Source organism: Microbulbifer agarilyticus (genome assembly GCF_020171345.1).
Classification (GTDB): domain Bacteria; phylum Pseudomonadota; class Gammaproteobacteria; order Pseudomonadales; family Cellvibrionaceae; genus Microbulbifer; species Microbulbifer agarilyticus_D.
In genome coordinates this window covers 1,289,240-1,311,884 of the sequence record NZ_JAIUZM010000001.1, presented here as the reverse complement: position 1 = coordinate 1,311,884, position 22,645 = coordinate 1,289,240, and the positions used below count along the sequence as shown (strand labels likewise).

Annotated in this window: 21 protein-coding genes; 16 read left to right on the top strand and 5 right to left on the bottom strand. The window is 58.0% G+C overall.

The window, feature by feature from the left end; genetic code table 11:
* Nucleotides 1-27 precede the first annotated feature (27 nt).
* From pdhA to LCM31_RS05475, 6 genes are all read left to right on the top strand, one after another.
* Nucleotides 28-1,137 (top strand): pyruvate dehydrogenase (acetyl-transferring) E1 component subunit alpha, encoded by a 1,110-nt coding sequence (pdhA, locus tag LCM31_RS05500; RefSeq protein WP_224868213.1) that lies wholly within the window; start codon nt 28-30, stop codon nt 1,135-1,137.
* Nucleotides 1,138-2,190 (top strand): alpha-ketoacid dehydrogenase subunit beta, encoded by a 1,053-nt coding sequence (locus LCM31_RS05495; RefSeq protein ID WP_224868211.1) that lies wholly within the window; start codon nt 1,138-1,140, stop codon nt 2,188-2,190.
* Nucleotides 2,187-3,341, top strand: a complete 1,155-nt coding sequence (locus tag LCM31_RS05490; protein ID WP_224868209.1) for a dihydrolipoamide acetyltransferase family protein — start codon at nt 2,187-2,189, stop codon at nt 3,339-3,341. The genes LCM31_RS05495 and LCM31_RS05490 overlap by 4 nt, the downstream gene beginning before the upstream one ends.
* Before the next feature lie 72 nt (nt 3,342-3,413).
* Nucleotides 3,414-4,175 (top strand): DeoR/GlpR family DNA-binding transcription regulator, encoded by a 762-nt coding sequence (locus LCM31_RS05485; RefSeq protein ID WP_224868207.1) that lies wholly within the window; start codon nt 3,414-3,416, stop codon nt 4,173-4,175.
* 35 nt (nt 4,176-4,210) lie between these two features.
* A complete protein-coding gene (glmS, locus tag LCM31_RS05480) occupies nt 4,211-6,040 on the top strand; it encodes a glutamine--fructose-6-phosphate transaminase (isomerizing) (RefSeq protein WP_224868205.1) in 1,830 nt (609 codons plus the stop codon).
* A gap of 158 nt (nt 6,041-6,198) precedes the next feature.
* Entirely contained in the window at nt 6,199-6,774 is a 576-nt protein-coding gene (locus LCM31_RS05475; RefSeq protein ID WP_224868203.1) for a cysteine hydrolase family protein, read from the top strand.
* 81 nt (nt 6,775-6,855) lie between these two features.
* Here LCM31_RS05475 and LCM31_RS05470 read toward each other — a convergent pair whose 3' ends face one another.
* The gene (locus LCM31_RS05470) at nt 6,856-7,395 is read right to left on the bottom strand and encodes a fasciclin domain-containing protein (RefSeq protein WP_224868201.1); all 540 of its coding nucleotides are present in this window, start codon (nt 7,393-7,395) and stop codon (nt 6,856-6,858) included.
* A gap of 264 nt (nt 7,396-7,659) precedes the next feature.
* Between LCM31_RS05470 and LCM31_RS05465 the strand changes: the two genes are divergently transcribed.
* The 8 genes from LCM31_RS05465 to LCM31_RS05430 all read left to right on the top strand — a co-directional run bounded on the left by LCM31_RS05465 (nt 7,660) and on the right by LCM31_RS05430 (nt 15,259).
* On the top strand, nt 7,660-9,129 hold the full coding sequence (locus tag LCM31_RS05465; protein WP_224868199.1) for a cytochrome ubiquinol oxidase subunit I: 1,470 nt from the start codon (nt 7,660-7,662) through the stop codon (nt 9,127-9,129).
* On the top strand, nt 9,116-10,120 hold the full coding sequence (gene cydB, locus LCM31_RS05460; RefSeq protein ID WP_224868197.1) for a cytochrome d ubiquinol oxidase subunit II: 1,005 nt from the start codon (nt 9,116-9,118) through the stop codon (nt 10,118-10,120). The genes LCM31_RS05465 and cydB overlap by 14 nt, the downstream gene beginning before the upstream one ends.
* The gene (locus LCM31_RS16390) at nt 10,120-10,236 is read left to right on the top strand and encodes a DUF2474 family protein (protein WP_224868195.1); all 117 of its coding nucleotides are present in this window, start codon (nt 10,120-10,122) and stop codon (nt 10,234-10,236) included. The genes cydB and LCM31_RS16390 overlap by 1 nt, the downstream gene beginning before the upstream one ends.
* Before the next feature lie 19 nt (nt 10,237-10,255).
* Nucleotides 10,256-10,780 (top strand): lipocalin family protein, encoded by a 525-nt coding sequence (locus LCM31_RS05450; RefSeq protein ID WP_224868193.1) that lies wholly within the window; start codon nt 10,256-10,258, stop codon nt 10,778-10,780.
* A gap of 163 nt (nt 10,781-10,943) precedes the next feature.
* Complete coding sequence (locus LCM31_RS05445) at nt 10,944-11,486, top strand: sorbitol dehydrogenase family protein (RefSeq protein WP_224868191.1); 543 nt, start codon at nt 10,944-10,946, stop codon at nt 11,484-11,486.
* Nucleotides 11,487-11,488: 2 nt separating this feature from the next.
* A complete protein-coding gene (locus tag LCM31_RS05440; RefSeq protein WP_224868189.1) occupies nt 11,489-13,096 on the top strand; it encodes a GMC family oxidoreductase in 1,608 nt (535 codons plus the stop codon).
* Nucleotides 13,097-13,102: 6 nt separating this feature from the next.
* Nucleotides 13,103-14,437, top strand: a complete 1,335-nt coding sequence (locus LCM31_RS05435) for a c-type cytochrome (protein ID WP_224868186.1) — start codon at nt 13,103-13,105, stop codon at nt 14,435-14,437.
* Between the two features lie 18 nt (nt 14,438-14,455).
* The gene (locus LCM31_RS05430; protein ID WP_224868185.1) at nt 14,456-15,259 is read left to right on the top strand and encodes a glucose 1-dehydrogenase; all 804 of its coding nucleotides are present in this window, start codon (nt 14,456-14,458) and stop codon (nt 15,257-15,259) included.
* Between the two features lie 21 nt (nt 15,260-15,280).
* On the opposite strand, the gene LCM31_RS05425 is transcribed toward LCM31_RS05430, so the two are convergent.
* The 4 genes from LCM31_RS05425 to LCM31_RS05410 all read right to left on the bottom strand — a co-directional run bounded on the left by LCM31_RS05425 (nt 15,281) and on the right by LCM31_RS05410 (nt 20,561).
* Nucleotides 15,281-16,207, bottom strand: coding sequence for an alpha/beta hydrolase (locus LCM31_RS05425; protein WP_224868183.1), 927 nt, complete (start codon nt 16,205-16,207; stop codon nt 15,281-15,283).
* Nucleotides 16,208-16,280: 73 nt separating this feature from the next.
* Entirely contained in the window at nt 16,281-18,173 is a 1,893-nt protein-coding gene (locus LCM31_RS05420) for a monovalent cation:proton antiporter-2 (CPA2) family protein (RefSeq protein WP_224868181.1), read from the bottom strand.
* Nucleotides 18,174-18,259: 86 nt separating this feature from the next.
* On the bottom strand, nt 18,260-19,582 hold the full coding sequence (locus LCM31_RS05415) for a cation:proton antiporter (protein ID WP_224868179.1): 1,323 nt from the start codon (nt 19,580-19,582) through the stop codon (nt 18,260-18,262).
* Nucleotides 19,583-19,682: 100 nt separating this feature from the next.
* Nucleotides 19,683-20,561 (bottom strand): pirin family protein, encoded by an 879-nt coding sequence (locus tag LCM31_RS05410; RefSeq protein ID WP_224868177.1) that lies wholly within the window; start codon nt 20,559-20,561, stop codon nt 19,683-19,685.
* A gap of 149 nt (nt 20,562-20,710) precedes the next feature.
* On the opposite strand from LCM31_RS05410, the gene LCM31_RS05405 reads away from it, so the two are divergent.
* Together LCM31_RS05405 and LCM31_RS05400 are read left to right on the top strand one after the other, a co-directional pair.
* Nucleotides 20,711-21,598 (top strand): LysR family transcriptional regulator, encoded by an 888-nt coding sequence (locus tag LCM31_RS05405; protein WP_224868176.1) that lies wholly within the window; start codon nt 20,711-20,713, stop codon nt 21,596-21,598.
* Between the two features lie 37 nt (nt 21,599-21,635).
* The gene (locus tag LCM31_RS05400) at nt 21,636-22,640 is read left to right on the top strand and encodes a Gfo/Idh/MocA family protein (protein WP_224868175.1); all 1,005 of its coding nucleotides are present in this window, start codon (nt 21,636-21,638) and stop codon (nt 22,638-22,640) included.
* Nucleotides 22,641-22,645: the final 5 nt, after the last annotated feature.

Here is a 22,645-nt window from a genome sequence, read left to right as displayed (position 1 = left end):
AAGCATCGGAACCCAGGGACCGCGCCGATGCACAAACCCCGCCTGCAACTGCAAGCTTCCTTCGATATTGCCCATCTCCAGTATCTGGATAACCAAGGCAAGGCAACACAGCCGCTACCTGAATTTGCCACACCGGACTGGCTCACCCACTGTTATCGGCAAATGCAGCTGGCCCGGCTGGTGGATGATCGTGCGGTAAAACTGCAGCGCACCGGCCGCCTCGGCACCTACCCTTCCACCCTTGGTCAGGAAGCCATCGGCATCGCTACCGGCAATGCCCTGGATGCCGATGATGTCTATTGTCCCTACTACCGCGAAACCGGCGCGCTACTGGAGCGCGGCGTCACTATCGAAGAAATTCTCGCCATCTGGGGGGGGGATGAACGCGGGCAGAACTTCCAGCATTCCCCCAACGACCTGCCCATCTGTATTCCCATTGCTACCCAAATGCTGCACGCAGTGGGTGTCGCCTTTGCCCTGAAGCAGCGGCATCAACAGGAAGGCGCGCCGTTGCAGGCAGCCGTCGCCAGCAGTGGCGAGGGTGCGACTTCTAAAGGCGACTTTTACGAAGCAATGAATCTCGCCGGGGTATGGAAGCTGCCGGTGGTGTTTGTGGTGAACAACAATCAGTGGGCCATCTCGGTGCCGCGCCACGGCCAGACGGCCACGCAGACAATCGCGCAAAAAGCCGTTGCTGCGGGGATTCCCGCGCTGCAGGTCGATGGCAACGATATTGTCGCGGTGGCCTGGGCGGTGCGGGACGCGCTGCAACGGGCGCGCAGTGGTGAGGGCCCCGCGCTGATCGAGGCGATTTCCTATCGCCTGTGCGATCACACCACCGCGGATGACGCCAGCCGCTATCGCAGTGCCGAGGCGCTGGAGCAAGCCTGGCAGTGGGAGCCGATCCAGCGTCTGGATCGCCACCTACGTGAACAGGGTTTGTGGAGTGATGCCAAACAGCAGGACCTCGATCGTGAGTTGGCCGCAACCATGGAGGCGGCACTCGGCAACTGGCACGCGCGGGTACCCGAGCCGGTTACCGCCATGTTTGATCACCTGTATGCGCAGTTACCGGAGGGCCTCTACGAGCAGTACGACCAGTTGCGCGATGAACAGCAACAGGGGGCCGACGCTTAAATGGGAGAGCAGGAAAAAACGATCACCCTGGTGGAAGCAGTCACCCAGGCGCTGGCATTCGAACTGGCAATCAATCCGGAAGTTGTGGTGTTTGGGCAGGATATCGGTGCGAACGGCGGCGTATTCCGCGCAACCGACGGATTGCAGGAGCGTTTCGGCGCGGCGCGCGTACTGGATACACCACTCGCCGAAACCATGATCGCCGGCGTCGCCGTGGGCATGGCCACGCAGGGGCTGCGCCCGGTGGCCGAATTCCAGTTTATGGGGTTTATCTACCCAGGCCTCGACCACATCCTCAGTCACGCCGCGCGTATGCGCAACCGCACTCGCGGTCGGCTCAGTTGTCCCATCGTATACCGCGCACCGTATGGCGGTGGCATTCACGCACCGGAACACCACAGTGAAAGCACCGAGGCAATCTTTGCGCATATTCCCGGTCTGCGCGTGGTGGTGCCCTCCTCGCCGGCGCGTGCCTACGGTCTGCTGCTGGCGTCCATTCGCGACCCAGACCCCGTTTTGTTCCTGGAACCGAAGCGCATTTACCGCGCCGCCAAACAACCGGTACCGGACGACGGCGAAGCTCTGCCGCTGGATCGTGCGTTTGTACTGCGGGAAGGTCATGACCTGACGCTGGTTGCCTGGGGTGCCAGCGTTAAGGAAACCCTCGAGGCGGCGGAGCAACTGTCTGCCGGTGGCATTGAGGCGGAAGTGATCGACCCCGCTACGCTCAAGCCGCTGGATATCCACACGATTATCGATTCCCTGGAGAAAACCCGGCGCTGCGTGGTGGTACACGAAGCCGCGCGTTTTGGTGGTCTTGGTGCCGAGATTGCCGCGCAGATCCAGGAGTACGCCTTCGATGTGCTGGATGCCCCGGTGCAGCGCGTTACCGGCTACGACACGGTAATGCCCTACTACCAGCTGGAAGGCGCGTATTTGCCCGGCGTCGAGCGCATACTCGCCGGGGCCCACAATGCACTGGAGTATTCGCGCTCCGGCCCGAGTTCCTCCAGAAGTGAGAGCGCGTTGAATGGCGGAGCGACGCAGCCATGAAGATCTTCATGCTGCCCGATCTGGGCGAGGGCCTGCCAGATGCCACTATCCGCGAGTGGCTGGTTAGGGAGGGCGACAGGGTTGGTGCAGATCAGCCTTTGGTCACAGTGGAGACCGCCAAGGCCCTGGTGGAGGTGCCATCGCCATACGCCGGCGTGGTGGAAAAGTGCTTTGTCGCCGAGGGCCAAACCCTGAACACAGGCCAACCGCTGATCGGCTTTAAACAGGACAAAATAGCGCAAACGGTGGAGAAAACGCCCGATACTGGCACGGTTGTCGGCAAAATCGAAGCCGGGGGGCAGGCCCTGGCGCGCGAACATCGGCGTCCCTCTAACCGCCCACGCAGTGCCACGCCGGCGGTGCGCGCGCTGGCGCGGCAACTGGGTGTGGATCTTTCCAGGCTTCATCCCGCCGGTTCCCGTTTCACTGAAATCGAAGTGCGCGCTGCCGCCGCTGGGGCAGTGGCGCCGACACGGGAACACGCACTGCCGCAATCCGATGCCGCTGCCGTTGCGACAAAAGTCGCGGCCGCCGTCGCAGAACCTGCGCGCCGCGCCATGGCCATGGTAATGGCACAGAGCCGCGACCAGGTCTGCCCCATGACCCTGTGCGATGAGGTGGACATCTCGCGCTGGCCCAAAGGCTCCAATGCGACCATGCGCCTGCTGCGGGCCATGGCCGAAGCGGCTTCGGCAGAGCCGAACCTCAATGCCCACTTCGTAAACGACGCCTTGCAACCGCAGACCCCGGTCAACGTGGGGCTCGCGGTGGATGCATCCAAAGGCCTGTATGTGCCGGTGCTCAAGGATGTCGCGGCACTCTCGCATCAGGATCTGCAGGAAGCGATCAGCCGCTTCAAACAGCAAGCGGAAGATGGCGGGATTCCACAGAAAGATCTGCAGGGCGCCACTATCCATCTATCGAACTTCGGCAGCCTCGCCGGCCGTTTTGCCACTCCGGTGGTGGTGCCGCCGCTGGTCTGCATTGTCGGAGCGGGCCGCGCGCACAAGGCGGTGTTGCCCCACAAAGGTAAGGCGCGGGTGCGCAAGCTGCTGCCGCTGTCCATTACCGCCGACCACCGTGCGGTGACCGGCGGTGAACTCGCGCGCTTTCTGCAGGTAATGCGGGAGCAGCTGGAGTCCGGCGAATAGGCGGGAGAATCACCTTGTGATTTTAACTTTCGTTTTGCTATCCTTTTCTTTCGAAACGAAAGATGTGAGAACATGTCGAAACGTAATACCCAGCAGAGGCGCCACCAGATTCTGAGCCTGATCAACGAGGCTGGCGAAGCCAGTGTCGAAGATTTAGCGCGTCAGTTCGAAACATCGGAAGTTACGATCCGAAAGGATTTGGCAGCCATGGAGGACAGCGGCCTGTTGTTGCGTCGCCACGGTGGTGCCATTCCCCTGCCGCGTGAACTGATGACGGAAGGCACGCTGTCGCACACCAAACGGGCCATCGGCCGCGCCGCCGCAGAATTGATCCGCGATCACAATCGCATTGTGATCGACTACGGCCGCACCACCACCGGCTTGATTCCGGAGCTCAACCACAAGCGCGGTTTGGTGGTGATGACCAACTCCCTGCACGTGGCCAATCAGCTGCGTGAGCTGGAAAACGAGCCCACCCTGCTGATGACCGGCGGCACTTGGGATCCGCACTTCGAGGCGTTCCAGGGGCAGGTGGCCGAGCAGGTATTGCGCGGTTACGACTTTGACCAGGCCTTTATCGGCGCCGATGGCATTGATCTCGAGCGGGGCACCTGCACATTCAACGAACAGATAGGCCTGTCGCGGGTGATGGCGGATGTCGCGCGCGAGGTGATTGTGATGGCGGAGTCCAGCAAGGTCGGGCGCCGTATTCCCAACCTGGAGTTGAGTTGGGAAATGTTCGGCACCCTGGTCACCGACAGTGGCATTGCAGACAAGGTCTGTGCGCAGCTGGAAAGCCGAGGGCTGCGGGTGATTTGCGCGGACGCCAAGTAGCGCTCGCACAGCAATAAATAATAGAGGTTAACAAGATGTGTGGAATCGTAGGTGCCCTGGGGCAACGCAACGTAACCGGTATCCTTCTCGAGGGCCTGCGCCGGTTGGAATACCGTGGCTATGACTCCGCCGGCGTGTGTCTGGTGAACGGCGACGGCAAATTACAGCTGCGCAAAACCCAGGGCAAGGTTGCCGACCTGGAATCTACGCTGGATGAGAACCCCACTTCCGGTCAGCTCGGTATTGCGCACACCCGCTGGGCCACCCACGGCGTACCCTCCGACAAAAACTCGCACCCGCACGTATCCGGTGACTTCGCCCTGGTGCACAACGGCATCATCGAAAACTACCAGGAACTGCGCGAAGAACTTCTCGCCAAAGGCTACGAGTTCCAGTCGGAAACGGACACCGAGGTCGTGGTACACCTGATTCACTCTCTCGCTAGCGAGGGCCGCAACCTGCTTGAAGCGGTTTCTGATGCCACCAAAAGACTGCACGGCGCCTACGCCCTTGGGGTTGTCTCGGCCAAGGAGCCCGAGCACCTGGTTTGTGCGCGACTGGGTAGCCCACTGGTGATTGGCGTCGGTATCGAGGAAAACTTTATTGCCTCCGACCCCATGGCCCTGCAACAGGTGACCGACCGCTTTATTTTCCTCGAAGAGGGCGACCTGGCCGAGGTTACCCGTGACGCCATTGCGATCTGGGATAAAGCTGGTGAAGAAGTCAGCCGCCCGGTGAACAAGTTGCAAGGCGGTCACGACGCTGCGGACAAGGGCCGCTATCGCCACTATATGCAGAAGGAAATCTTCGAGCAGCCCAAGGTGGTGGAAGCGACCATGGCCGGGCGCATCGGCGAGCATTCGGTACTGTCTCAGGCACTGGGTACTGCCGCCAACGAAATTCTGCCGAAAGTAAAACAGGTGCAGATTGTTGCCTGCGGTACCAGCTATCACGCGGGACTGGTTGCGCGTTACTGGATTGAGGACTGGGCCGGTGTGCCCTGCTCCGTAGAAGTGGCCAGCGAAATCCGCTACCGCAAGACTGCGGTGCGCCCCGGCACTTTATTTGTCACCATCTCCCAGTCGGGTGAGACTGCCGATACCCTGGCCGCCCTGCGCCAGGCCAAAGAGCTGGGCTATCTCGCCTCCATGACTATCTGCAACGTGCCGAACAGCTCACTGGTGCGTGAGTCCGAGTTGCACCTGATGACTGAAGCGGGCCCGGAAATCGGTGTCGCCTCCACCAAGGCCTTCACCACGCAGTTGGTCGCGCTGCAAATTTTCTGCATCGCATTGGCCAAAGCCAATGGCATGGATGGCGACCGCGAAGCGCAGCTGATCAGTGCTTTGCACCAGTTGCCGAGACTGATGGAAAAATTTACCGGGCTGGACGCGCTGGTAAAGGCAACCAGTGAAGCCTTTGCGGAGAAAAATCACGCGTTGTTTCTGGGGCGCGGTGTGGAATACCCGATCGCCCTGGAGGGCGCACTCAAGCTCAAGGAAATTTCCTATATCCACGCCGAGGCTTACCCCGCCGGTGAACTCAAACACGGCCCGCTCGCTCTGGTCGACGCGGATATGCCGGTTATCGTCGTTGCCCCTAACGACGAGCTACTGGAAAAGCTGAAATCCAATCTGCAGGAAGTGCGCGCGCGCGGCGGCGAGCTATTCGTTTTTGCCAGCCCCGAGGCCGGGTTCCACAGCGAGGAAGGGCTCACCGTGGTAGAGGTGCCGGATGCACCGGAAAGTCTGCAGCCCATTCTGTATACGGTGCCGCTGCAGCTGTTGAGTTATCACGTGGCGCTGCTGAAAGGCACCGATGTGGACCAACCGCGCAACCTGGCGAAATCGGTGACTGTGGAATAGCTATTGCCTTTCGTATGTGTGCAAATGTTCCCAAAATGGGAGAAGCCCGCGCAATATTGTGCGGGCTTTTCTTTATCCGGATATTTTCTTTCCATCCTCATTGCGATCCACAGGTAGGGTTATCATCCCGTTAATCATATCTGCTTCAGGTCACTCTTATGTACATACCGTCCTTTGCATCAATCAATCCTGCTTTACTGATAATTGACGTACAGCAGGCCATTGATCACTTCGATGTGGGTACACGAAACAACCGGGATGCGGAACAGTGCATCGCGCAACTTTTACATCAATGGCGCCAGTGGAGCAAACCCGTGGTCCACGTGCGCCATGCCTCCAGAAGCAGTGATTCCCCTTACCATGCGGATTCACCATTCTTTGCCTTTAAGTCGGAAGTGACTCCGGTGACGGGTGAGAAGGTGGTGACCAAATCCGAAAACTGCGCGTTTATCGATTCAGAACTCGATGCCTACCTCAAGCGTGAACAGGTTACCGAGTTGGTTATCTGTGGTGTGCTGACCAACAATTCCGTGGATGCGACCGTGCGTGTTGCTGCAGGCCTTGGCTACCGCGTTTATTTACCGCAGGATGCAACCGCAGCGTTTCCCCTGCAGACCCTGAATGGCAAGCAATTTTCTGCGGAAGATGTGCACTGGATTTTCTTGAGTAATCTGGACGGGGAGTATGCGCAGGTTGTTGAGACTGCGTCTATTCTGTCGACCTTGCCGGACTGAACCTTGATCTAGCATAAAAGAAATCGGCAACGCTATCTGCGCTGCCGATTTCGTGTTTACCGTTATTGCTTGTCGAAGCGATTACTTGCTCGGCATCAATACACCATCGATCACATGCACCACACCATTTGAATTCATGATGTCTGCCTGAACAACGTTTACGGTATTGCCTTTTGCATCGGTTACGGTGACTTTGTCGCCCATCATTTTCAGGGTAAGTTCATCACCTTCCACCGTCTTCACTTTCGCATGGCCACCACCTTGCTTGATGAGTCCCACTACCATTTCTGCAGTGGCTTTGCTGGGGACGACATGGTACGTGAGGATTTTTTTCAGTTTGTCCTTGTTTTCCGGTTTCAGCAACATTTCCACGGTACCCGCGGGTAGCGCGGCGAAGGCATCGTTGGTAGGGGCAAATACCGTAAACGGGCCGTCGCCTTTTAGTGTGTCGACCAATTCAGCGGCTTGAACTGCGGCAACTAAGGTGGAAAGCGCTTCTGCATTTGCAGCGTTCTCCGCGATCGTTTTACCTTCATCTGCATAGGACGACGCACTTAGAAGTGCAACGAGTACAAAGGGTGCGAGGATAAGCTTGGCGGGTGAAAAGCTAAAGCGCGTCATAAAAACCTCCGCGTGAAAGCCAAATAAGTAGCCGAACCGGGGTTAGCCGGAACAGTGGAGGAGTATAGGGTGGTACTTAATCTATCCACAGCGGGGCAATTGACCTTCGAAAATCGCCAAATCCGGAGCACTGTCTAATCGGTTGTCACAATATACCTGGACATCACCAGGCCAATACCGCCTGTCTATTCTGATTTTCAATTTCTCTGCAATGACACGAATGGCTGGTTGGCTAGACACTCCTCTTGTAGCGGCTACTTTTGAATGAGCGAAATAGAGACCTTGCTTAAAGGAGCAGCCGTGTTTGAGCATTTAGACGCCGTCTTTCTGGCGCGAGTGCAGTTTGCGTTCACCGTATCATTCCATTTCATATTCCCCGCATTTTCCATTGGCCTGGCGAGCTACCTTATGGTGCTGGAGGGGTTGTGGTTGAAGACTGGGCGAGGGGTCTATGCCAATTTATACCGATATTGGCTGAAGATCTTTGCGGTTGGTTTTGGAATGGGTGTTGTTTCCGGCATTGTGCTGTCTTATCAGTTTGGCACCAATTGGTCTGAATTCTCTCACAAGGCCGGCCCGATCATTGGTCCCTTAATGGGTTACGAGGTGATTACCGCATTTTTCCTCGAGGCAGGATTTCTCGGGGTAATGCTGTTTGGGATTACCAAAGTCGGGAAACGACTGCACTTCTTTGCTACGTGCATGGTAGCACTGGGAACTTTCATTTCGGCATTCTGGATCCTGTCGGTCAACTCCTGGATGCAGACACCAGCGGGCTTCGCCCTGAATGAGGCTGGGCAGTTTATTGTCGAAAGCTCCTGGTGGGATGTGATTTTCAATCCGAGCTTCCCGTATCGATTGACACACACGGTGATCGCCGCCTACCTCACCACGGCGTTTGCGGTTGGTGGTGTCGGCGCTTGGCATCTACTCAAGGACCGCGCCAATATCGGGGCGCGAAAGATGTTCTCAATGGCAATGTGGATGGCGGTAATTGTTACCCCAATCCAAATCGTGGTCGGTGACTTTCACGGATTGAATACACTGGAGCACCAGCCAGTAAAGGTTCTGGCTATGGAGGGTGATTTTGATCCCAGTCCCAATGGCGCGCCACTTGTTTTGTTTGGTGTGCCGGATGTAGACGCTGCAACCGTACGCTACGCGTTGGCAATCCCCAAACTCGGTTCACTCATTCTGAAGCATGACCCCAATGCGCCCTTACCGGGGTTGAAGGACTTCCCGCGCGAAGAATGGCCGCCAGTGGCCGCCATATTCTGGTCTTTTCGTATCATGGTAGCGATAGGTTTTGCGATGTTGGCGCTCGGCATCTGGGCACTGGTAGCGCGCTATCGCAAACGTCTGTTCGCGTCGCGCGCATTGCATCGCACTGCGGTTTTCATGGGACCCGCAGGCTTTGTTGCGGTAATCGCAGGTTGGATTACTACGGAGGTCGGGCGTCAGCCATATACAGTTTATGGCCTGATGAAAACCGCCGAGTCCGCTTCGCCCCTCGATGCACCCGCTGTGGCGGTTTCCCTGATTGCTTTCATCGTGGTCTATTCGGCGATTTTTGGTATGGGGATTTATTACCTGCTGCGATTAATGGCGAGCCCTCCACATCGCGGCGAGACGGAGCCGCCCAATGTGCCGACCTATGCTGCCGGCATTACGCCCGCTTCCAGCCTGGAGGCACCCGCCTCACATCACTCGGGAGGTGCCGATGGAACATCTTGATCTGCCACTGATTTGGGCGGCGCTAATTTGCTTCGCCATTTTCGCCTACGTGGCATTGGATGGCTTCGATCTTGGTGTCGGTATTCTGTCCCCGGTGCTTGAACCGGGGCAAGAGCGGGATCAGGCTATTAACTCGATTGCACCTTTCTGGGACGGTAATGAGACCTGGTTGGTAATGGGAGGCGGTGGTTTACTTGCGGTATTCCCCCTCGCCTATGCGATTATTTTGCCTGCCACATATCCGCTGATGATTGCGATGCTACTGGGGCTGGTATTCCGTGGGGCTGCGTTTGAATTCCGCTGGCGGGACCCGAGGCATCAGCCGCTATGGGATCTGGTGATTAACGTTGGTTCGACCGTAGCCGCATTAGCGCAGGGGATTACCATCGGGGCAATACTGCAGGGTATCGAGGTCGAAAATAACGCTTATTCAGGTGGTTGGCTGGACTGGCTGAGCCCGTTCAGTATGCTTACTGGTATCGCAGTCGTTGTGGGTTATGCATTACTCGGTGCGACCTGGTTGATCCGCAAAACCGAAGGGGGATGCCAGCGTCATGCCCATCGCCTTGCCTACTGGCTGGCGAGTGCCACTGTTGTTGCGATCATTGCAGTGAGTGTGGCAACGCCATTTCTGCACAACGACTACTGGCGACGCTGGTTTGAAATGCCTCAGGTATTACTCACTGCGCAGGTGCCGCTGCTCGTGGCTATTTGCACCGCAGTGCTTTTCTGGAGTTTGAATAGAGGGCGCGAGCTGTTGCCGTTTGTCATGGCATTGGCTCTGTTCCTTTTAGGTTTTATCGGGCTCTGTATCAGTATCTACCCCAATATGGTTCCGCCGTCGATTTCGCTTTGGGAGGCGGCTGCGCCACGAGATAGCCAGTTGTTTCTGCTGGTGGGTGCGGTGTTTATTATCCCGGTCATCCTCGCCTATACCGGCTGGGCTTACTGGGTGTTTCGCGGCAAGGTAGGTACGGAGGGTTACCATTGATGAAAATTGAAGCAGCCGCGCGGAAGCGGTTGGGTTGGATGGTGCTGATTTGGGCGACTAGTGTGGCTGCGCTCGGTAGTGTCTCCCTTGTGCTCAGGTGGTGGCTTGGCAGTTAAAATTGGTGCTTAAAACCCTATGAAGAATTTTTTAACTCGCCTCGTCATTGCGGCCAGTGTTTTTCTCACAAGCTGCACCGGTATCCCCGAGGGGGTTACACCGGTGGAGAATTTTACCCTCGATCCTTACCTCGGGCGATGGTATGAAATTGCGCGCCTGGATCACTCTTTTGAACGGGGCTTAACTCGAGTGACTGCCGAGTACAGTATGCGTGAAAACGGCGGTGTCAGAGTGGTCAATCGGGGGTTCGATGCCGAGAAAAGCAAATGGCAGCAGGTAGAGGGCAAGGCATACTTTGTCGGCGCGCCCAATGTCGGCCACCTGAAGGTCTCCTTCTTCGGCCCCTTCTACGGGTCCTATATCATTTTCGACCTGGATCAGGACTATCGCTACGCAATGGTTGCGGGACCGAGCCGTTCCTATCTCTGGTTGCTGTCTCGCACGCCGACTGTGGATGAGGCGGTTAAGCAGCGTTTTATAAACCGCGCTGAATCCCTCGGCTTTGATACACGCTCACTGATCTTTGTCGAGCAGGCACCTTAAGGTTCATTATTCCATGACGGAGTGGGTCCCGGGGCATAATCGACGCACAGTTCCGTTGATCTAGTTTTGCCATTTACGCTGGGTAACCGCTCTTTCCGGCGGCGCTCTCCCAGCCTTATCTATACTGCCACTAACGGATGATGAGTTACTCTGAGAGGGTGGTGTGGGCTCTGGTAAGTGCAAAGATGAGCAAGCGCGGGCAGCGACGAGCGCAGCACCGAATTCCCTTGCCAGGCGCAGATTTATCGGGCATCAACTGGTCTTGGGTGCCAGCCTTGTGGGCGGCAGTGTGGCACCGGTTTTCTCTCAGTCGCATCGCTTGCCGGATAGTGCGGAGAGCGCCTTGCACCGCCTGGAAAAATTCTTTTCCGTGTCACAGAAGCTGTTTTATCCCCTGCCCATCGATACCCCATTAGATAGAAGAGTGGCGGCGCGTTTATTGGTAGCGCTGAATGATCAGTACCCAAGCTTCGCACAGCAGCTCGATCTTATACCTGACGAACCCGGTGAAGCTGAACGCCATTCACCGGTAGCGAAACTGATTATCGCGGCTTGGTTTCTCGGTACCGTTGGTCAAACGCTGGTCACCTATGAGCGTGCGCTGATGTATCGGCTCACCTCCGATGCTCTCCCCGTACCCAGCTACTGCACGGGCAAGCCCGGCGATTGGGCCAGGGCCCCACAGCTGAAATTCAAGAGGGTCTAGGTTTGGCGAGCAGGGATGCGGAGTATGTGGTAATCGGGTCGGGGGTGGCCGGTGCGCTGGTGGCCAACGAGCTGGCCAGAGCCGGGAAATCCGTAGTTATTCTCGAGGCGGGGCCGCGCGTTGCGCGCTGGCGCACGGTGGAACGGTTTCGCAACCAGCTGGATAAGTCCGACTTTATGGCCGCTTATCGGTCACCCCGCTGGGCGCCCCATCCGCAGTACGGTGAATTCGCCAACAACTATCTGATCTTCAAGGGCAGCCACAAATTCAAGCAACAGTATATTCGTGCGGTGGGTGGCACCACCTGGCACTGGGCGGCTTCCTGTTGGCGCTTTTTGCCGAATGATTTCAAGTTGAAAAGCCTGTATGGGGTTGGCCGGGACTGGCCGATTGAATACGGTGACCTGGAGCCGTGGTATTACCGCGCCGAGCAGGAACTGGGTGTGTGGGGCCCGAAAGATGAAGAACTGGGTTCGCCGCGCAGCGCGGCCTACCCCATGCAGCCGCTGCCCCTCTCTTACAATGACGCGCGGCTCAAAACGCGCATGAACCGGCACAATCCCGCCTGGAGGGTGGTGACGGAACCGGTGGCGCGCAACAGCCGCCCTTACGATGGCCGACCAACCTGCTGTGGCAATAATAACTGCATGCCGATTTGCCCAATTGGCGCCATGTATAACGGCATCGTGCATGTGGAAAAAGCCGAGGCCAATGGCGCAGAGTTGATTGACAGCGCTGTGGTCAACAGGCTGGTGACCGAGGGCGACCGAATTGTCGCTGCGGAATACAAGGACCCGCGCGGCAAACGTCATCGTGTCACCGGCAAAAAATTTGTGCTTGCGGCGAATGGCATCGAAACGCCCAAACTTATGCTGCTTTCCGCGGCGCGCAACCATCCGAATGGGGTCGGCAATCGCTCGGACATGGTGGGGCGCAACCTGATGGATCATCCGGGCACCGGCGTCCACTTCTACGCCGATGAACGGTTGTGGCCCGGGCGTGGGCCCCAGGAAATGACCTCGGCCATCGGTTTTCGCGACGGAGCATTTCGCAGCGAGTACGCCGGCAAGAAACTGCATCTGTCGAACGGCTCTGCGATACACAAAGCGACCGAGGCGGTACTGCGAAATTCTGGGACGATGGATGTACTTGGTGTCACCGAGCAACTGCGCGAGCGTGCCGCCACCTATGTGGAGTTCAATAGTTTCCACGAGATCATGCCCCAGCCACAAAATCGCATTCAGCCCAGCAGCACTGAAAAAGACGCCAGCGGCATTCCGCGTCCGGAAATTACCTACGCGATCGATAACTATGTGGTGAAAAGCGCTGCACATACCCGTGAACTCTACACAGAAATCGCCAAGCTGATGGGTGGTAGCGAAGTCACCTTTGCCGACGATTTTGCCCCCAACAACCACATCACAGGCACCACGATTATGGGTAGCCGCGCGACGGACTCGGTTGTCGACAAGGACTGCCGAACCTTCGACCATCCCAACCTGTTTGTTGCGGGCAGTTCGGTGATGCCTTCCGTGGGTACCGTCAACGTTACGCTGACGATTGCCGCGCTTGCCCTGCGTCTGGCAGACACCCTGCTCAGGGAGGGTTGAGCAGCAATGCACCGGCGTCTTCTCTGGCTTTATGTAATCACCATCGCCCTCGCAGGGAGTCTGTTGGCGGGCTGGCATGCGGTTGCGCAAGAAATCTGGGATGAAGCTGCGGCCGCCTCCGTGAATAAAGAGCTGAACCGCGCCGATCTGATTGAGAAGGGGCGTTACCTTTCGGTTGCCGCTGATTGCAAAGCCTGCCACACCGCAGAGGGTGGGTCTGTGTATGCCGGTGGGCGTGCACTGCATGTGCCGCTCTTGGGGACACTGTATTCAAGCAACATCACGCCGGATATTGCCACCGGTATCGGCGGCTGGACCCTTCAGGAGTTTGACCGGGCGCTGCGTGAAGGCATTGGTAAGGATGGGCGCAACCTGTATCCAGCGATGCCATATGTTTCCTACGCGAAGATTATCGATGAGGATATCAAGGCGCTGTATGCCTATTTTCTGTTCGGCGTCGCGCCGGTACATGAAAGACCTCCGCCAAACAAAATCCCGCAATTGCTCAGCGCGCGCTGGCCACTCTATTTTTGGAATTTGTTGTTTACACCCAACAAACCCTTTGAGCCGAACCCGCAGAAAAGTGATGCTTGGAACCGCGGTGCTTACCTCGTACAGGGGCCAGCCCACTGCGGCGAGTGTCATACGCCCCGCGGGCTGGCCTTCCAGGCAAAAGCGTTTGACGAAACCAAGAAAGGATTCCTCGCCGGTGGCCCGGTGCTGGATGGTTGGGAGGCGTACAACATTACGCCGGATCCAATCGGCGGTATTGGCAAGTGGACAGAAGAGCAGCTCACACAGTATCTAAAGACCGGTCATGTAAACCGCCTGGCCCAGGCCGGCGGCTCCATGGCGGAGGCTATCGAAAATAGTCTTGCCAACATGCACGACAGTGACATAGCGGCCATCGTGACTTACCTGCGGGACATCCCCCCCGTAAAAGGCAGAGTCAGAATGCCACGGCAGAGCCTCGGCAACCCCGCCACTGACGTAGTCATCCTGCGCGGTAACCCCTTGTCGCGGGATATTGATCCGAGAAAAAAGGCCGATGGTGCGCGACTGTACCTGGGATTTTGCGCGACCTGCCACGGGGTGGACGGAACCGGCAGCAAGGATGGTTATTATCCATCGCTGATTCGGAACTCAACCGTTGGCGCGAAAGACGATCACAACTTGCGTCAGGCAATACTGGAAGGTATTAGCCGCACCATTGATGGTGAAGAAAAAATGATGCCTGGGTTCGCCAACAAAATGGACGAGGAGCAACTCAAGAGGCTGATGAATTATTTGCGCGCGCAGTTTGCCGTACCTCCCCGGCAAACGCCGGAACCGAATAACTGATTATTGGGGTCGCACGAAATGCATCGACTGGAAAATAAAGTCGCGCTGGTTACCGGCGCCGCCAAAGGTATCGGGCGCGCCGTTGCCGAGCTGTTTGCACAGGAGGGGGCGACGGTCATTCTCAGCGATATCGACGATGTCCGGGGCCAGGCGGTGTGCTCTGAAATTGGCGGCGCCGCCCACTATATCCATCTGGATGTGGCTGACGAGTCCCAATGGGATTCAATTTCCAGCGCCATTGAGCAACAGTTCGGCCGGCTGGATATTCTGGTCAACAATGCGGGTATAACCGGTTTTATGGAAACCGAGGGTCCCTTTGATCCGGAGAACTTCAATCTGCCAAGCTGGCAGAAAATCCACCAGGTCAATGTGGAGGGTGTGGCGATGGGTTGCCGGGCAGCGATCAAGCTGATGAAACAGGCCGCGCATGGCAGCATCGTTAACTTGTCCTCGCGCTCGGGGAATGTGGGGATTCCCGGTGCTGCGGCCTATGCATCGAGCAAGGCCGCGATTCGCAACCACACCAAATCGGTCGCCCTGTATTGTGCGCAACAGGGGTACCGCATTCGCTGTAACTCGATTCACCCCGGCGCCATCCTCACCCCGCTGTGGGATTCGATACTGGGCCAGGGTGCTGAGCGTGCGGAGGCGATTGCGAAAATCGCAGCCGATATTCCCCTGCGCACCATGGGCGAGCCGATGGATGTGGCCTATGCCGCGCTGTATCTCGCATCGGATGAGTCCAAATATGTCACCGGCACCGAGCTGGTGGTCGACGGCGGTATCCTGGCGGGCAGCACTGCATCACCGAAAAAGAAGTAACTGCCCCGGAAAATGCTGTGTCTATAGTGGTTTCGATCTTGGAATTGCCCACAGCAACCCATCGGTAATCAGTGTCGGAAACACACTCACGTGGTATTCCTCTGGTATCACCTTGGTTGTGACCTCAAGACCGGCGTATTCCCGCGATACCAATTGCTGTTCAAACGCGAGCATGTCGTCGACCATGGTGAAATGGCTGTGCGGTTTACCGTTTTCGTATTCGCCGATCACCATCATCACCCGCGCATCCAGTGCCTTGTGCCGCTTGGCATAGCGGGATTCCATCTCAAAGATCACCTTGTTGTCGTACCACAGGGATGGGCTGCCGAGGATGTAGTAGTCGAACGCTTCGGGCTGATCGAACAGAATCGATGCACCGAGCAGGCCACCGAAGGAGTGCCCCACAAAAATCTTTTTGTGCGGATGGATACGGTAGTGTTTGCTGAGATAGGGGAGCACCTCGTCGGCGAGAAAGCGGATGTATTTTGCCGATTGACCGGAGGCCCGGCGCGCGGCCTCAGAGTGGCCACCTTTTTCATAGGGTGATGGGGTCGGTGTGTAATCGCGGGTGCGGCTGAGCCCGCCGTTATCGCCCTTGGAGTAGGACACGCCTACCAGCACCACGTCTTCAATTTTTTTGCCGTGGTCGCCGAGCTGCCGGGTGATACTGCTGATCAACGGAAATGCATAGTCCGCGTCGTTGACCAGCACCAGTGGGTATTGCTGCTCGGTGTTGTGGAAAGAACGCGGCAGCTTGATGAACAGCTCGTAGTCTTTGCCGTTGGCTTGCGAGTGGATATCCACCACCTGCGAGCCCTTGATTGTGTATGGTTTGATCGCATACGGTTTGGACTCGGGACCTTGGGGGCTTTCCGTTTGGGCAGAAGTGAAGCTTGTCAGCGTGGCAAGCCCGCCACACAGCAGCAGGCGGGCAAAAATATTTTTCACGGCGCAGTCTCGTTATTGAATTTTTTAGAAAATGATCCCGCTCAGATCAATTGCACCGGTATAAGTTCCTGTATTAAAGCCCCGGCTGCACCGCCTTTTTTCCTTTCTTCTGCTTGCGCTGCGTTTGATTGCTATCGCCGTCGTCCCAGTGGTGATCCAGGTGCAGGTCGGGATCCCGCCGGTCTTCCTGCAGTGCCTGCAACAGTTGTTCGCGATAGATCTTGGTCTGGGCAATATGCTGGGATTCATCGCGCCAATACGGGAACAGCGACTCCAGCATGCGCTGGTCGTGCTGTTTGAATTTGCGCGCCGCGCGCAGGGCCTGGTGCTTGGACAGTCCCAGCAACTGCAGCGCGCCCGCGCCGATTTCGATGGCGCTGTCGACGGTCTCGCGGTAGATATACTTCACCCCCGCTTCCATCAACGCATATTGGTGCATGCGGTTGCGTGCACGGGCAAGGATGGTGAGGTGCGGGAAGTGCTTCTGAATGCGTGCAATGATATCCAGCGATGCCGCCTGATCGCTCAGGGTGAGGATGATGAGCTTGGCGTTGTCGGCGCCGGCGGCATGCAGCAAGTCGCCGCGGGACGCATCACCATAGTAGGCCCTGATGCCATAACGGCGCACCATCTCCAACTGCTCCGCATTGTGTTCCAGCAGGGTTGTCTCGAAACCACAGGCATTGATCATGCGCCCGGTAATCTGTCCATAGCGGCCGTAACCGATGATGATTACTGGCGAGCCGTCGTCGTGCGGGCCACTGTCGGCAACATCCGGTAGCTGCGGGCCGGAGAAGAATTTTGGCTGGATCAATTGCTCGTAGGCCAGCAGCAACAGTGGGGTGAACGCCATCGACAGTGCAATCAGCGCGATCAGAATACTGCTGACATCCGACGGCAACACGTGGTTCTGGCTGGCGTAGGCCAGCAGTACAAAACCAAACTCACCCGCCTGTGCCAGTGACAGTGCAAACAGCCAGTCCTCCCCTTTCGCCATGCCGCGGAAGCGCGCCAATGCGAACAGAATGATGAACTTCACCAACACCATCAGTAGCAACAAGCCGAACAACAGCAACGGCTGCTGCATCACCAGTGCCAGATCCAGGGTGGCGCCCACCGCCAGGAAGAAGAGCCCTAGTAGCAAGCCTTTAAACGGCTCGATATCCGCCTCCAGCTCGTGGCGGAATTCGCTCTCCGCCAGCACCACGCCGGCAATAAAGGTACCTAGCGCCGGTGACAGTTCCAGCCAGCTCATCAGCGCGGCGGCACTCAGTACGATCAACAGCGCGCAGGCGGTGAACAGCTCGCGGGTGCGGGTGCCCACGACAATGCGCAGCAGCGGTGTCAGCAGGTAGCGCCCCGCCAGAATCAGCCCGATCACCGCACCCAGCACCGCGAACGCGTAGCTCCAGCCCTGCAGGTCGTTGGGATCGGGGGCAACTTCTACCGTCGCTAGCAGGGGCAACAGGGCGAGAATGGGAATTACCGCGATGTCCTGAAATAGCAGCACGCTGAATGCGTTGCGTCCGCCCTCGGTCTTCAGCAAATTTTTTTCCGACAGGGATTGCAGCACTATAGCGGTGGAAGATAGCGCCAGTATCAGACCGACCGCGGTGGCACTGCGCCAGTCAAAGCCAAACAGGGCGATGGCCAGCCCGGATACCGCCAACGCAGTCAGCAGCACCTGGGCGCCGCCGGTACCAAAAATCGCCCCGCGCAGTGCCCACAGTTTCCTGGGTTGCAGCTCCAGGCCAATCAGGAACAACATCAGGGCGACGCCGAATTCGGCGAAGTGCAGTTCATCGCTGGTATCGCCCACCAGACCGAAGGCGTGGGGGCCGATCAGTACGCCAGCAACCAGATAGCCCAGTACCGAGCCGAAGCCAAGCCGTTTGGCCAACGGTACCGAGATCACTGCGGCGCCGAGAAAAATGACGGCCTGAAGTAAAAAATTATCTTGTGCCATAACGCTGTTTTGAATTGTGTGTGCGGGTTATGGATGCCCCCCGGCATCCAGTGGTCTTGGAGCTGGTTGTCTATTGTCCGTTGCGCTTATTGCGCCTGTTGCCCCGCTTTCGGGGGTGGCGCGTTGCTGGAAAAATTCGCTTCGCGACTGCGGCGTATCAGTGGGGCAATGGTGGAGCCCTGAACCACAATAGAAAAGAGTACCACGCCGTAGGTCATAACCACCCACAGGTGGCGCAAGTCCTGGCTGTTCCCCCCATCCTCGCTTCCGATCTGAACGCCAGACGGAATCGACATCGCCAGTGCCAGCGCCAGACCACCGCGCAGCCCACCCCAGATCAGAATACGTTCGGTATAGGGGTGGTACCTGCGGTGGCGTTTCAGGAACTGGAAGGGAATGCTCACCGCCGCTATCCGGCCAATCAACACAATCATGATCGCGGCGACGATCATCACGTAGTCGATGGGCTCAAAATTGATCGTGATCAGGAACAGCCCCACCAGCAGGAACAGGATGCCATTTAAGAACTCTTCGGTGATGCTCCAGAAGTTGTCCAGTTCGTGTTGGCTCACCCGCGAGAAACCGTGTTCGCGAGTGAAGTTGCCGATAATGATCCCCGATACCACCATGGCCAGCGCACCGGACACGCCGAGGATATTGGCCGTGGCAAAGCCCGCGGTCGGGATTACCAGGGTGAGCAGTAATTCCAGGCTGTGATCATTGGTGGAGCAGATCAACCAGTGAAACAGCCCACCGATGGCGAGCCCGAGGGCGATACCGCCGAAGGCCTCCACCATAAACAGGTGGCTGATTGCTGGGAACGTTGGCTCGGTGCCCTGGAACGCCAGCGCATACAGCACCGCGAACACCACCATGCCGAAGCCGTCGTTAAACAGAGATTCCCCCTCTACCTGGATCGAAACCTGTGACGGCGCCCTCAGGTTCTTGATGATCGCCAGCACTGCGATGGGGTCGGTGGGGGAAATCAGCGCGCCAAACAACAGGCAGTACACCAGTGGCACCGGCATGCCGAGCAGCCCGAACAGGAAATACAGCAGGTAACCCACCACAAAAGTCGAGATCAGGGTGCCGAAAATTGCCAGTGCGGTAATCTCGATTTTCTGGTTGCGCAGCATATACAGGTCGATATGCAGGGAGCCGGCAAACAGCAGAAAGCCGAGCATGCCCTTCAGCAACAGGTCTTCCAGGTTCATCAGCGGCAGTAATTGCGCCGCCCAGTCGCGCAGCTCGACGATTTCCAGTTTGCCGAGACCGGTAACGATCAGCGACAGCGCGAGGGAGCCGGCGGTAATCGCAATGGTGGTCTGGGTGCGGAGTACATACTGGTTGAGAAATCCGAGGAAAACGGAGGCCGCGGCAATAAAACAAAAGGTGTAATAGACATCCATGTGAGCGCGGAATCTCCATACCGGATTGCGTCAGGTTTGCAGGGCGCGTGGATCGTGCCCTGCAAAGCGCAGTAATGCGAGCGCAATATCCCGGCTGAATTTAATCGGTCAGGGTGCCGTTATTGTAGTCGCGCACAGCCTGCTCGATTTGCTCGCGTGTGTTCATCACAAAGGGTCCGTAATGGGCGATGGGCTCATTCAGCGGATTGCCGTGCAGGATCAACACACCCGCTTCCTCAGCGGCGCGCAGCTGCAGGGCTTCACCTGCGCCGAACAGCACCAGGTTGCCACGGTCCACCACGCCGCGTCCGGTATCCAGTGAACCGCGGTAGATATACACCAGCACCGTGTGTGCTGCCGGCAGCGGCAGGCTGACCTCGGCACCGGCCGCCAGGCGCAGGTCGGCGACCGCTGCGCTGGCCGAGGTGTCGAGCAGGGGCGCGCATTCCGGTTCACCGGCGACCTGCCACTGGCCCGCGATCAGGCGGATCATCGAGCCCTGCGCATCGAGGGTGACCTCGCGCACCTGCTCCGGTTGCACATCGCGCCAGTCCGGGTCGGCCATCTTGTCCCTGGCCGCCATATTGATCCACAACTGAAAGCCGTGCATGCCGCTGTCGCCTTGCGAGGGCATCTCCGAATGGATAATGCCGCGCCCGGCACGCATCCACTGGGCGCCCCCCTGGGAGATTGCGCCGCGATTGCCCAGGTGGTCCTTGTGCTCGAACTCACCACTCAACATATAGGTGAGGGTCTCGATACCGCGGTGCGGGTGCGGTGGAAAACCGGCGATGTAGTCGTCGGGGTTTTCTGAGCGGATTTCGTCGATCATCAGGAAGGGACTGAAGTCCGCAGACTGGAAGCCCGCGACGCGATGAATTTTTACGCCGGCGCCATCCGCGGAGGGATGTCCCGCCACTACCCGCGCTGCGGGGCGGATGCCGATGATATTTGCGCTGTTCTGTGTGACGTTTTGCATGGTTATGCTCCTCCATTTCCGGCAGTATAAGCCGATAAAATCGCCTGAAAATGGCAAAAAATCGCAGCTAATATTCGAACAAATTGATAGATCAATCGCAGCGCACTTCGAGCGCATCGGTTTTGATCCCATTGGACAAGGGAAAGTCTATGGCCAAGGTAACTTTGGAACAGTGGCGCATGTTTCAGGCGGTGGTGGAATACGGTGGCTTTTCGCAGGCCGCAGAAGCCGTGCACAAAAGCCAGTCTTCCATTAATCACGCGGTGCACAAACTGCAGGAAAGCTTGGGTATCGCCCTGCTGGAAGTGCGCGGGCGCAAGGCGGAGTTGACCGACGCCGGGCGCGTGCTGCTGAACCGCGCGGGCGGTCTGCTGAACGAAGCCGAGGCACTCGAGTCGGTCGCCTCCAGCCTCGCCGCCGGCACCGAAGCCCAGCTGCGCCTGGCGGTGGATGTACTGTTTGACTACGACGCCCTGCTTACCGCCGTCGAGCGCTTTGCCGAAGTCTATCCACACACGCGCCTGGAAATCCGCGAGACGGTACTGTCGGGCGGCGAAGAGCTTCTGCTGCAGCAGGAAGTAGACTTTATCCTCTCTGCCCGTTCCCCCCAGGGCTTTGTCGGCGAGCCCCTCACGCGGGTGAAATTCCTGCCGGTGGCGCACCCGGATCACCCCCTGCACCACTTGGGCCGCCCGGTAAACCGCGAGGACTTGAAGGCCACGCGGCAGATCGTGATGCGGGACTCCGCACTGAAGAATCGTCAGGACGCGGGCTGGCTTGGCTCCGATGAACGTATTACCGTCACCAATGTGCACACCTCGATCGACCTGATCGAACGCGGCCTGGGATTTGCCTGGCTGCCCGAGCCGCGCATCCGCGATTCGCTCTGTGCCGACCGCCTGTTGCCGCTGCGCACCGAGGAGCCCTGGGAAAGGAATGTAATGGTGTACCTGTTCTTTGCCGACCGCGACTGCGCCGGCCCCGCCGCCAACATGCTGCTGAGCGCCCTGCGTGAAAGCCTGCCGCCACTGGACTGAGATACACCAGAGATTGTGAGACCAGAGTTTGTAATAAATGGAACAAAATAATCGCCCGATCCGCTGGGGCATCATTGGTTGCGGTAATGTCACCGAACTGAAGAGCGGCCCCGCGTTTGCCAAGGTACAGGGCTCTGAGTTGCTGGCGGTGATGCGTCGCGATCCAGCAAAGCTTGCCGACTACGCCGAACGCCACGGGGTGCCGAAGACCTATGCCAATGCCGACGCGCTGATTCAGGACCCGGAAATCGACGCCATCTACGTGGCGACACCGCCGGGCAGCCACCGCGAGTACGCGCTGAAAATTGCCGCCGCCGACAAGCACTGCTGCCTGGAAAAACCCATGGCGCTGAATTTCGCCGAGTGCGAAGAAATCGCCGCGGCTTTCGCAGGCCGCAACGCACAATTGTTTGTCGCGTATTACCGCCGCTCCCTGCCGCGCTTTAATCAGGTCAAGGCGTGGCTGGATGAAGGCAAAATCGGCGACGTGCGCCATATCAACTGGAGTTATGCGCGGCTGCCATCTGACGCGGACCTATCCGCAGACTACAACTGGCGCACCGATCCTGCCGTATCCGGTGGCGGTCACTTTGTCGACCTGGCCTGCCACGGCCTGGACCTGTTTATTTATCTGCTTGGCGATATTCGCGTCGCCAAGGGCATCGCCGTCAACCAGCAAAACCTGTACGACGCCGAAGACGCCGTATCCGCCTGCTGGGTATTCGACAGTGGCGCCACCGGTTCCGGCTTCTGGAATTTCGGTTGCGCCGAATACGGCGATGAAGTGGTGATTCACGGCAGTCGCGGCAGCATCCGCTTTTCTGTGTTTGCCGATGCCCCCCTGGTGCTGGAAAGTGCCAGCGGGTCCGAGCAAGTGGCAATCCCCCATCCGGAGAATATCCAGTTCTTCCATATCGAAAACATGGTCAAACACCTGAATGGCGCAGCGCGCCACCCGGTCGCCGGCGCCGAGGGCGGCAAGGCCTCGCGGGTGATGGACCAGATCCTCGCCGGGCTGGTCGACGAGCGCCGGCGAGGTTGACCAAA